The sequence below is a fragment of the Wukongibacter baidiensis genome (assembly GCF_050888315.1).
Lineage (GTDB): Bacteria > Bacillota > Clostridia > Peptostreptococcales > Caminicellaceae > Wukongibacter > Wukongibacter baidiensis.
The window spans coordinates 1,800,340-1,812,796 of sequence record NZ_CP138202.1; the positions used below are offsets into that span (position 1 = coordinate 1,800,340).

General features: G+C 31.9%; 9 protein-coding genes. 3 read left to right on the forward strand and 6 right to left on the reverse strand.

Translation table 11 applies throughout. The features are described 5' to 3' along the window. Positions 1–5: 5 nt before the first annotated feature. Together R9X47_RS08220 and R9X47_RS08225 are read right to left on the reverse strand one after the other, a co-directional pair. Positions 6–578 (reverse strand): class I SAM-dependent methyltransferase, encoded by a 573-nt coding sequence (locus R9X47_RS08220; RefSeq protein WP_432666313.1) that lies wholly within the window; start codon positions 576–578, stop codon positions 6–8. Continuing rightward, positions 575–1,675 carry a DUF362 domain-containing protein gene (locus R9X47_RS08225; protein ID WP_432666314.1) on the reverse strand — a complete coding sequence of 367 codons (1,101 nt, stop codon included), beginning with the start codon at positions 1,673–1,675 and terminating at the stop codon, positions 575–577. Before R9X47_RS08225 ends, R9X47_RS08220 begins: the two co-directional genes overlap by 4 nt. A 335-nt stretch (positions 1,676–2,010) precedes the next feature. On the opposite strand from R9X47_RS08225, the gene R9X47_RS08230 reads away from it, so the two are divergent. Beyond that, on the forward strand, positions 2,011–2,907 hold the full coding sequence (locus tag R9X47_RS08230; RefSeq protein ID WP_432666315.1) for a metallophosphoesterase family protein: 897 nt from the start codon (positions 2,011–2,013) through the stop codon (positions 2,905–2,907). A 62-nt stretch (positions 2,908–2,969) separates the two neighbouring features. Here R9X47_RS08230 and R9X47_RS08235 read toward each other — a convergent pair whose 3' ends face one another. The 4 genes from R9X47_RS08235 to R9X47_RS08250 all read right to left on the reverse strand — a co-directional run bounded on the left by R9X47_RS08235 (position 2,970) and on the right by R9X47_RS08250 (position 10,378). Further along, positions 2,970–4,802 (reverse strand): hypothetical protein, encoded by a 1,833-nt coding sequence (locus R9X47_RS08235; protein ID WP_432666316.1) that lies wholly within the window; start codon positions 4,800–4,802, stop codon positions 2,970–2,972. A gap of 244 nt (positions 4,803–5,046) precedes the next feature. Further along, positions 5,047–7,275 carry an Ig-like domain-containing protein gene (locus R9X47_RS08240; protein ID WP_432666317.1) on the reverse strand — a complete coding sequence of 743 codons (2,229 nt, stop codon included), beginning with the start codon at positions 7,273–7,275 and terminating at the stop codon, positions 5,047–5,049. Positions 7,276–7,395: 120 nt separating this feature from the next. Beyond that, positions 7,396–9,030 carry an MFS transporter gene (locus tag R9X47_RS08245; RefSeq protein WP_432666318.1) on the reverse strand — a complete coding sequence of 545 codons (1,635 nt, stop codon included), beginning with the start codon at positions 9,028–9,030 and terminating at the stop codon, positions 7,396–7,398. Positions 9,031–9,145: 115 nt separating this feature from the next. Then, complete coding sequence (locus R9X47_RS08250; RefSeq protein ID WP_432666319.1) at positions 9,146–10,378, reverse strand: MerR family transcriptional regulator; 1,233 nt, start codon at positions 10,376–10,378, stop codon at positions 9,146–9,148. A gap of 189 nt (positions 10,379–10,567) precedes the next feature. Here R9X47_RS08250 and R9X47_RS08255 point away from each other — a divergent pair, with 189 nt between their 5' ends. Both R9X47_RS08255 and R9X47_RS08260 read left to right on the forward strand, forming a co-directional pair. Continuing rightward, positions 10,568–11,185, forward strand: coding sequence for a TetR/AcrR family transcriptional regulator (locus R9X47_RS08255; RefSeq protein WP_432666320.1), 618 nt, complete (start codon positions 10,568–10,570; stop codon positions 11,183–11,185). A 69-nt stretch (positions 11,186–11,254) separates the two neighbouring features. Continuing rightward, positions 11,255–12,454 carry an efflux RND transporter periplasmic adaptor subunit gene (locus R9X47_RS08260; RefSeq protein ID WP_432666321.1) on the forward strand — a complete coding sequence of 400 codons (1,200 nt, stop codon included), beginning with the start codon at positions 11,255–11,257 and terminating at the stop codon, positions 12,452–12,454. Positions 12,455–12,457 lie beyond the last annotated feature (3 nt).

Consider the following 12,457-nt stretch of genomic DNA (forward strand, 5'->3'; position numbering starts at 1 on the left):
TCATACTACAAACTGCATTTAACAATATAGAAGCTCTTACCTATATATTCTATTTCCTTTATATTAAAATTTGCTTCTGTCACATACTTCTTCACTATTTCTATGTCTATTCTCTTATGTATTGGTGGACCGAATTCTTCCTCAACGCTATTCCAATCTAGTATTATTAGATCACCATTCTCTTTTAGTACTCTTTTACATTCATCTAAGAATTTTTCAGGTAAATCTACTTCGTGAAATACCGTTGACGTAAATACAACATCTACGGAAGATTCCTTTAGTCCAAAGTCATTTTCCGATGATTGTATAGTCTCAACGTTTCTAAGATTCTCTTCCTCTACTCTCCTATTAGTTTCCTCCAGCATTAAAGGATTTATATCGACAGCATAAACCTTACCCTCTTCTCCGAGATCCTTTGCAAATGGAATAGTGAAATATCCTGTACCACATCCAATATCAGCAACAATTTTTCCACTTTCTACATTTAATCCCTTTACAATCTCATGGGGAGGTAACATCTTTCTCCTTACTGGATTATCTAGCTTTTCCATATTTTTTGCCTTAAATTTCTTTGTCATTTACACACCTCTTTATTTATATTTTCAAGCCATTCCAATATATCCTTTGCCCTTGGAGGGCAGCCTAAGATATGCATATCAAATCCCTTTGTACAGCTTCCGAATCCAAGACCTTTTCCATTATGGCTTCTAAAACCCTGACCAATATGTATTTTCCTCTCCAGGTTTATTAGACTTCTATCATCCAATCTATCTAATGCATGGATTAAGGAACCATAGCAGGCTGAACAAGCTTCATTTTCCTCTATATATTTTCCTAGTTCCTTTGTTCGATACGATGGTTTTATCTTCTTAACATTATAATTATGATCTAATATTTTTATATTTGCCTTCTCTAGGTTACAGCTGCCTACACCGATTTCTCCTGCTATTTTGATATAAGGAATTTCTTCTATTCCATACCCTAATAACTCCGCAGCATAGCTATCTATTAGCACAGGATCTTTTCCAACGATTATCCGGTCCATCTGTACAGGATTTCCACCTTCTTCAAAGGTAAGGTCTCCCATTAAACCATCAACAATTACAAAATCCTGCTTTAGAAGTTTATTTAGGTATGCTATTGGTTTATGTAATCCCATAGTATGAAATCTACGTTTTTCTGTATCAGGAATACATCCCTTCATGTTCTTGAGGGAACAGGTTATATTAGTCTGACAATGGGCCTTTAACACAGGAACATTTATCATAAAGTCTATCTTCATGGCTGCGTTATTAATATTTATATCCATTCCATTATATGAATAAACCTTATATCCGTCTTTTTGGGTATCAATTAATGGGACATTGTATTTCTTAGATATTTTCTCATAGCCACAAACTTTAAAGGCTTTAGCTGTACGATCTCCAATCCATGAGCCTTCTAGTATAGCAATATTTCTAAACCCTTTATCTTGGAGATATTCTATAAGTCCTTCAACAATTTCTGGAGTTGTAGTGGCTCCTAAAGTTGAAGGCTTTGCTACAACAAGATTAGGCTTAATACCAATCAAATCTGATTCTTTAATATCCTCTTCTATTTTAGAAGCGGATAGGAGTTTATTAATCATCTCCTTCGGCTTGTTCCCATAGGTTATAAGGATATCTTTCTTATCCATGTATTCCCCCCTAAAACTCTTTGTTATCCCAGATTATTCATAGAAATTTGAAAAGTATGCAAGTAGTTTTAAATTCTAAGGCGTTCATCAAGTTCGAAGGCATACCCAGACGGTACGTCAAGAATTTGATGGATGTCTTAGAATCAAAAGGACGTAGCAGAGTTTTTAATTTGCTATGAATAATCTAGGATTATATAAAACTTTATCATATTTTAACCTAGATTATCCATAGAAAGTTTAATATAAATAATACAGGTGTATCTCTAATATCTATCACACTTCCTTCTCATCATTCATATACTGTAATAATATTACTTTTCTAAGGAGTTCTATATATGTCTACCTTCAATCGATTAACAAACGTATTCAATTCTTCAAAGAAAATCCCCATAGATAATTCCTCCAAATTAATCTTAATGAGTGATTGTCATAGAGGAGATAATAGTTGGGCCGATGACTTTGCTCATAATAGCAACGTTATGTATACAGCATTAAATTATTACTTTAACAATGGATTTACCTACATCGAGATTGGAGACGGTGATGAGCTTTGGGAAAACAGGAAATTCTCAACAATAAGGCGATCCCATAATCATATTTTTGAACTAATGCGCAAGTTTTATTTAAGAAATCGTCTATATATGATCTGGGGAAACCACGATATTGTAAAAAAGAGAAAAAGATTTGTAGAAAAAAACCTGTATTCTTATTATGACCACCATAAAGAAAAGCAACAACCATTGTTTGAAAATATTGAGGTTCATGAGGGCTTAATTTTGAAATACAAAAAAACAGGAGATAGTATTTTCCTTGTTCACGGTCATCAGGGAGATTTGCTAAATGATTATCTTTGGTGGCTAGCTAGATTCCTAGTTAGATATGTATGGCGTCCTCTAGAGCTTTATCTTGGTTTTAACGATCCCACCAGTCCAGCAAAAAATTTTAGAAGAAAGCAATCCACTGAAAGGAGAATATTAGAATGGGTAGAAGCAAAACAGCAGATGCTCATAGCAGGCCATACACATAGACCTACCCTTCCTGATATAAGTCAGCCTTTATATTTCAACGATGGTAGCTGTGTTCATCCCCGCGGTATAACTGGACTTGAAATTAAGAATGGTAAAATCAGTCTCGTAAAATGGAGTATTAGGAGTAAGGAAGATGGTGTATTATTTGTAGGTAGAGAGGTAATATCCGGACCTCAAAGATTGGAGTCTTATTTTAACTTATAACATCGCCAAAAAAAGCTGCCTATAGGAATATTTCACTCCTTTAGCAGCTTTTTTAACTTTCACTAATTTGAATCATCAAAATCTGAATCTAATAGCATACATTTGAAAATAAATATTTTATGATTTGGAAATGCGTTAATAATCGATTGGGAATTATCAAAGCTAAAGACAGTGCTTTGAATATTTTCAATATCCCAGGCAACAAACCCTAATATAATTTCTTCATTTTTCTCTATTCTAACCTTCTCAGTATTTGCTGCTATAAATAAATTAGTACCTGCTTCTTTTTTTATTTCCATAGTCGAAGATCCAGGTCCAGCAGATAACTTTATTTTTTCCTCCCCATCTTCATTGACAATTCCAAATCCTAGTTCATCATCACTATTTGTTAATCCAACTATTCCAATTCTATTGTCAGAAAGTAATTTCCCTTTATTAAAATCCTCATACCACAAAGATACTCTTTTTATGTCTTCATCTAAATTACCATAATCAAAGGTAAAAGGTTGACTTAAGGACACACCATCAGAGATTAGAGCACTTGATAGGCTTCCTCTTAATTTTATATATGGATAATTTAAAATATTGTCTAGTAACTCTTCCTTTTCATTACTTTCTCCACAGGCTTCTAAAAATCTAAGTAAATAATTTATTGTTGTTTTATCCTCTGCCTCACTGATTTCCTTCAGCCTTTGAAAGTTTCTATCTAATATTTCATCATTTATTTCCTGTTTATAGATCCACTCTTCATATTTGCCTTCATAAACTTCAGAGGTAAACTTATCATCCTGCAAAGTATACCTAACTTTTTGATTAATACCTACTTTTTTTTCATCCCTAGTATCATACTCAGTATCATAAATATATGAAATAGTAAAATCTACTTCTATTGTTGGTATTCCATCAATTACTTTGCTCTTTACTGCTTTCCCAAGAATTTCGATTGGATAACTAACCGTCTCAGGAGGTACCATAACATAATCCACTGGATACTCTAGAACCTTTGTTATCTTCTCTTTTCCAATTTGATACCATCTCTCTTCTTTTATATTTATGCCAGTACCGTATCCTGCTTGAGTCTTTGTTACTATGTATTTATGATTTTCATCAATTGTAGCTATTCTAAAAGTAGGTTCTATTTCATGTTTATATCCAAAATCTATATTTCCAATAAAATCATAATCATCAGTTTTTTTATTAAAGACTAAGAATTGATAATTGAATCCTCTTTGAGTCAACAGAAGCAGTAAAGTATCAGATTCAGTATCATTTGATAGTTTAGCTTCAATCCTGTCAGCTACTTGAAACTTCTGAGCACCAGTACCAAATATGTTGCTATTTATATTAAGCTTTTCATATAATAATTTCATATTGACTTGATCGTTATCATTGATATATTCCTCTATATCTGAGAGTGAAAGTTTAGATTTGCTTATTAAATCAATATCTCTGTCATTTGCTGTCCCAATAACCTTCCATCCCTCTTCAGTCTTTAGCAACAACATGCTCAAATCATTTAATTTATTTCCATTAGAATCATTGGTTCTGACAGTAATACTCAACTCTTTTCTAAGGAAATTTTTGATCTTATATATAAAAGCTCCCTTGCGTGAATAATGTATGTCCGCAACGCTCTTATCATTAACAAAATCCTTAAAAAACTTCCAATCAAGTTCCTTTCTAGCTAGCTTATACATTGTCTTTTCTTTTACCTTTTCCCAATCCCCATCCTTTTCTATCAGATACTCAGTTATGCTTTTATTTTCCTTAGCATCATTAATAAGATTATCCACAGCCTTGTAAGGCTGAGAGAACTTCTTCTCAATAAAAGGAATAGAACACACTGCTAAAACTATTATAAGTTGTATTATCAAAGTCTTCCTTTTTCCCATCATATATACCCCTCTGTCAATATTTCATAATATAGTCATGTGCTAAAGCAGTCTTAATAGAGATGAGTTTCTGACTCTTACTAATACATAATTTTTTAGCTCACTTATCTATGATATCAAAGTATTGTAAAAATATCAAAAAAATACAAAAAGAAGCAGATCCATAAATAACTAATAAATCAGAATATAAAAGATTTATTGTTACCTCTTATAGCTCTGCTCCTCAAATTCTTTAAACAATCATTGACTATTCTTCGATTCTAAAAATCATTTTGATTCCACTATTTAAACTCTTATCATTATTTAAAGATCTTATTTCCCTATTTATATATAAGTAATATACTTTCCCAGCTTCAAATAACTCCTCATGTTTTACTTCTATTGCCTTTCCATCTTCGGATATTTCTAGCTGAATAGGGAATAGGCTATCTTCATTCTCTTTTCTAATAAATATATTACCATCGACTGATGACTCATCAATTACGTCATTGAATTTTATAGTCCATTCTTTATCACTCGTAACTTCTCTTATATTATTGGAGTCATTAAATAAGACATAGTCTTCATCTGAGTCTGTATTAGCAATTACGTTCACTATTAGATAGACTTCCTTTTCTTCGTATTTTACAACTACTCCTGAATAACCTTGTTTCAATCCAACTATTCTTCCATCAATAACACTTACTATTTCAGGATTTTCAGGTATCCATTCAGCTTCATTGCTTATTTCTATTTCATCACCATCATCAGATATTCTAAAGGCTTCAACATCTATCTCACTATCTACTTCTAGCTCGACATCCCACTGACTAAGTTCAATCTTCCAGAAGTCCTCATAGTCTCCCACATACACGTTTATGTATGCTTCATAGACTTCATATCTTATAAGCATCTGGGCATACCCCTTAGCTAATCCTGTTATTCTTCCATTGCTTACCTCTGCTATATCAGTATTTTCCGAAGTCCATTCAGCCATTGCTGTTATATCTTCTTTGATACCATTCTCATATACAAGCCATGCTTTAACGTTTACTGATTCATCTCCATCAATCTCAATATCGTAATCACTAAGTTCAATCCAGTTCTCTTGGTTTTCACCAATTACATAAACATATATGTCATCTTCTCTACCTTCATATTCCATCCATACCTTTGATTCACCTTTATGAAGACCCTTTATTATTCCATCTTCTACACTTACTACATCATCATTCTCGACTATCCACTTAGCCTCATGGGTTATGTCTTCTTCTCTACCATCTGCGTATATCTTCCATAACTTTACTTCTGCTAATTCACCTTCTTGTACTTCAAACTTCCAATCACTAAATTCCAACCACCATTCTTCTTCATGTTCTTTATATACCCATACACGTATGTCTTCTTTTTTACCCTCATATTCCATCCAAACAATTGTTTCACCTTCATATAGTCCTTCTATTACCCCATTTTCTACACTAACTATCTCATCGTTATCAGTTGTCCATTTGGCATTATGCGTTATTTCCTCTTTCCTGCCGTCTCCATATTTCTTCCAGACCTGTACTTCAACTTCATGACCCTCTTCTATTTCAAATTGCCACCCACTGAACTCAATCCACCATTCTTCTTCATATTCTTCGCATACCCACACAAATAGATCTTCATCTCTATATTCATATTCCAACCAAATCTTTGTCTCCCCTTCATTTAGACCACTAATTACTCCATTTTCTATACTAGCAATATCATTATTCTCTACTGTCCACTTTACATCATTACTTATATCTTCTTTTCTACCATCTTCATATTTCTTCCATACGGTTATTTCTCTAGTCTCTCCTTTTTCAAGTTTAAACTCCCACTCACTAAATTCAAACCACCATTCTTCTTCACATACCCATACAAATAGATCCTCTTTCATATCTCCATATTTTACCCAAATCTTTGTTTCCCCTTCATTTAAACCTTTGATTACTCCATTTTCCACACTTACTATCTCATTATTTTCTACTGTCCATTCTACTTCATGGGTTATATTCTCTTCTCTGCCATCTTCATATATCTTCCATATCTTTGCCTCTGTTATTTCGTCCTTCTTAATTTTAAATTCCCACTGACTGAACTCTAGCCGCCATTCTTCTTCGCATACTACAACAAAGATATCTTCTTTCATGTCGTCATATTCCATCCATACAATTGTTTCGCCTTCACTTAGACCCTTTATTACTCCATTTTCTACACTTACTATACTACTATTTTCTGCTGTCCATTTCACGTCACTTGTTATATCTTCTTCCCTACCGTCTTCATATATCTTCCATATCTTTATTTCATCTTGGTCTCCTGCTTTAATCGTAAATTCCCATTCATTAAATTTCAACCGCCAATCTTCCTCAACTGGCTGGTCGCCCTCACCAAATGCGATTACCGAGCTAATACTAAATATCAACAATACTACTACAAAAAAGAAGTTACTTTTAAGCCCTATCTTCACAATGATTCCTCCTTTTTATTTCATTCTCATTTATAATATCGGAGGATAGGCTGATAGAATTAAACCAGTTATTTACATATTCAACAAACATTACTTTAGTACTATTTTTCTTTTTTCATTCTATTTTGGCATAACAAAAACATACCCAATGAGATTAATTATAAAAGAAAGTACATAAATTATGTTTAGTTTATCTAAAATCCCACCAAATGCTCCTAATCTGCCTTCTACAATTGTTTTTTCTCTTTCACATCTATTCATTCTTACAGTTAAGTTCACTACTTCTTCTATATCTACTGCAACTTTTGAGAAATTAACACTTCTTATACTAAAGATATTATCTATCAGTAACAAAATCGGTATAATTCCCCATATTAACAGAAAGCCTTCTAAGTTCCTTGGTTTAAAAATTCCAAAGAAAAGTAATTCTATTAAAAAGATAATAACGCTTCCCTTAATTACACTTACCAAGCTTCTCTTAAGGTCAACCTTTTCATCTCTGCTTTTTATTAAATCCATTGTATTGTATATAAATAAAACCATACTTCCAAGGACTTGAAGTAAATATATTGGTATAATATTCATCAATGCCCCGGAAATTATAAATGCTATTGGTGATATAATCTTTACTAAGCTCATTCCCAGACTTAATACCCTGCCTCTATATTCATCAGATATGTTTTTCTGTAAAATTCCTAGTATAGGTATATCTATAAATGATATCGCTACTCCTACTATACACATTATTGTACAGTAGTAAATCAGTAATAAAGATGTATTTTTGATTATCTGAATGGGTATAATAGGCACCCCTATCAGAAGCATACATATTGCAAGTACTAAGTTCATTCGCACCAAAATCTTCTTATAGGATAGTTTCTCAGTGACCTTTCCAACAAAGACTGCACCAATTATTAAACCAATAGGAACGGAACCTTGGATTATCCCAAAGGATTTTGAACCTAGCTTTAGTATATTATTTATTATGAAGGGTAATGGTACAGTTATGGATAGTCCTATAGAAAAATTGAGGAATACAAATACTATAAATAAGCTAGTTATCTCTTTCTTATTCATCATGTATTTCAAACCTTGTTTCATGTCTAGATAAAAATCTATCTTTTCTTTTTCTTGCTTAGATTCTTCTTTATTAAAGCTAAAATCAATAAACATTTCTGAAATCCCGGAGATTAGGAATGAGATACCATTTATTGCTATAAATAGCTTTATATCTACAAATGCAAAAATTAAACCACCAATCATAGGGCCTAAAATTATTGATATGGAATCTATGATTTTACTTATAGAATTAATCTTTATAAGTCTATCCTCTGAAACTATGTTTGGTATTGCTGCTTCTATACTTGTGTTAAATATAGTCATAAAGCTAGTCATAATAAATGTACTGACATAAATCAAAGTAAGACTAAGGCCGCTTACGGAGCTAAGAAAATACAGTCCTATCATTAAAGCCCCATTTAGTAAATCCATAATCACCACTAAAAACTTTCTATTAAGCCTATCGGCCAGCACTCCGGCAAATGGATTTATAATAATTAATGGAAGAGTACTGAAAACCAATGTAGTTGCAAAGGACAACCCCGATCCCGTAAGTCTGAGAATATAAAGACCTATTGCAAAGGTATATATGAAAGTCCCAAACAAAGAGATAAACTTCCCTAAGGAAAATAGTATTAGATTTGATAGTTCCATATTACAGATCGATTTATTTTGATATTTTTTAAAAATAGTCATATTAAAGCCTCCTATCCTTTAACTCCATTATAGATAGTAGGCTCCAGACCACATCAATAGTAATATTTCAACTTTTATCAATAAAAATTAATAAAAGATAGGGTTAACCCTATCTTTAATATCGCCTTCCATAAAATCCATATGTATATACTTTTTCATCTTCCTTAAAATAGTTTTCAAACCTACCGCCTTTATTTAAAACCTCAGATACCCTCTCATCAATAGCTATATATCCAAGATTCTTAAGTTCTTCTTTTACATTTTTAAGAATGAAATTTTTTCTATAGTTATGATTTATCCAACTGGTTACACTGAATTTAGCAAAGAGAATATATCCTCCTAGTAAAAATGCATCATCCTTTACAAGTTTATCTATAAGTTTTAATAAAAACTCTTCATTTTCAAAACTATAGTTACTTGTTCCTGTATAATCTAAGAGCATGTCAATTGATTTATCCTTTATTGGTATATCCAAAAAGTCAGAACATATAAAGATAACTTTTTTCTGACACTCTGCTTTTTCAAGCATAGCTTTTAAAAATCTATGTCTCTCAATATCATGGTCAACAGCTATATATAGTGAGCTTTCAGGTAAATCATTATAAATTTGTCTTAATAAAAATCCAGACCCCGACCCCAAATCTAATATTTTTTTTCCCCTAAGTTCTTCAAAGTTCAACTTTTTATATGCCCAATCCAAGCCTTTATAAATATTATCAAGATATTTGAGATCAGTTTCATTCAAATACTCTGCTATATACAACTTTCTATCGTTATAGTTCAGGTTTTCTTCATAATCATCTATATTATTTTTACCAATTAAAACACCGTCATCTATTGTATATTCATTACCACATTTGCATCTTAGAATTCCGTTTATTACCTGATTATTTGCTATATGACCTTCATGCAATGTTAAGTCCTTACCACACATTAAGCATTTAAAAAGACTTAAAGCACTTATGTCTACACCTAAAGTACGGTTCTCTTGATCTTCATTTGATGAAAGTCTATCTATTTCATCTTCCAGTTTTAACTTAGCATTATGAAGTTCTTCAATTTGTTCTTTTATTTTTTTACATTTAGATATGAAAAATTGCCTATAGCATTCAACCTCTTGATACGGTGTAAGCTTACCAAGTCTCTTAAATAGAAAAATAGATTTTATCTCATTTAAAGTAAATTCCATACTCTTTAAAGTGAAAATTTCCTCTAAATCTCTCTTACAGACCTCATCAAAATCGTAATGACCACCAATTTTTTCAGGTATAATTAATCCCAATTCCATATAATGTCTTATAGTGTCAATACTGACATTGTTTTCAGACGAAAATTTTCCTATTTTCATTACATCCTCCATATTCAAAGGTCTAGTTTCTTTTATTATAACAATTTATTTTAAATCATTTCAAATTTTCATTTTCTATTTTTTTATTGACTTTTTGGTCGGTTAAAAATATACTTTAAATATCAAGTAGTTATGCATAACGTATAAATCAAGTTTTACATAAAGGCTTTTAGTAAGGATGGTGATGCAGTGCCTAAAATAGTTGATAAGGAAGAAAGAAGAAGAGAAATCTGTCTTGCAGCTATTGATCTATTTTCTCAAAAGGGATATGAGAAAGTAACAATAAAGGAAATTGCTGAGGCTTCAGGCATAGGTAAAGGAACTGTATATGAGTACTTTGAATCCAAGGAGGATATATTACTCAAATCCACTAAGCAATTCTTTGTTGAAGTTATTGATAATGAATTTTTAAAAGACATTGACTTTACTAATCCTATAGAAGGAATAGAAACCTTTGCAAGGGAAACCGTGAGGGTTTTCAAAGAAAACAACAGGGATTTTTTCTTAGCATACTTTGAATTATTGTTAGTAAATCTGAGAAACATATCCAATGAAGAGATGCTTAATGATATAAAAGATATATTTTTTCAGTATAGAACTTTACTGAAAAACGTTATGGATGAGGGAAAAACTAAGGGTATGATCCCTTCACATATAGATACTAATAAATTAGCTATATCTTTATTTGCCTATTTAGATGGGCTAATGCTTCATTGTTGGATTAACAATGCCCTTGGTGAAGAAGATGATTTTGAACAGATTAACGAATCCTTTATGAGTGTATTTTTGAAAGGTCTTGAAAAATAAATTATTTTTTTAATTTTAAATTGACCGTACGTTCGGTCATATACTATTGGATTTTTGGAGGTGCTACTAATGAAAGCAAAACAAATAATGTTTCTATTTTCAATTTTAGCGATTATCATCGTTTCAGGCTGTACCCATCAAGAAGTTGCTAAACCTAATTATACTGATGTAACTGTACATGAAGCCACTATAAAAAGGATTGAAGATATAAGAAGATTTAGTGGAAGAGTTGAAAGTAAAGATAAGCTAGATATTTATCCTAAGACTCCCGGAAAAGTAGTTGCAGTTAATTATAAGTTAGGAAGTGAAGTTAAAAAGGGAGATATACTCTTTGAGATCGATGAAGAGGATTTTAAAAGAGAAATTGAAGTTCTAGAAAAGCAACTGATACAGTCTAAAGTATCCTTAGACCAAGAATATAGAATTAAAAAATCCACCTATGAGCAGTCCAAAATAGCCTATAAAACTCTAGAAAAAGAGTTTAAAAATTACAAAGTCCTACATATTGAGGGAGGGATATCAAACCAAGACTTTCAAAATATAGAAGACTCCTACAAGAACGCAAGGATAAGTTATGAACAGGCTAAAAGAAATTTCGATATTGTATCTGGAAACCTCGAAGGTGAAGTTAGTGAAGGTCTAGCATCTGTGAATACTTTAAAATCACAAATTGAAAATATGAAAAAAAGCATATCGGATCTTAAAATAGAAAGTCCTATAGATGGAATAGTTTCTAGAGTCTATGTTAATGAGGGAGAAAGATATAATCTCGAGGAAGCTGCATTTGTTATATCCAGTAATACATCTATGGAAATCGAAGTGAGTGTCCCTGAGCATCTGGTCAATCGAATGAAAACCGGCAAAAAAGTGAATATATACTTAGACTCTATTCAGGAAACCTTTATAGGAGTTATAGATGGAGTTAGTCCAATGGTCCACTCTTCTAGTGGTACTTATCCTGTGAAAGTAACATTCCAGAATAACCTAGAAGTTAAATCGGGAATGTTTGCTAAAGTATATATACCTATTAAGGAGAAAAAAGGTTTAATAATTCCCCGCAAATCTATAATCAAAGAAGATGGAAGAAGCTATGTCTATATTGTATCTCCTGAAATGAAAGCTATTAAGACCTTTGTTGATATAGGTATAGATGATGGTATTAACATAGAAATACTCTCGGGTATTAAAAATGGTGATTTGATAGTAAACAGAGGCATGGAATATTTAGAAAATAACGATACAGTTGAAATAGTTACGGATTGGGAGTGATTA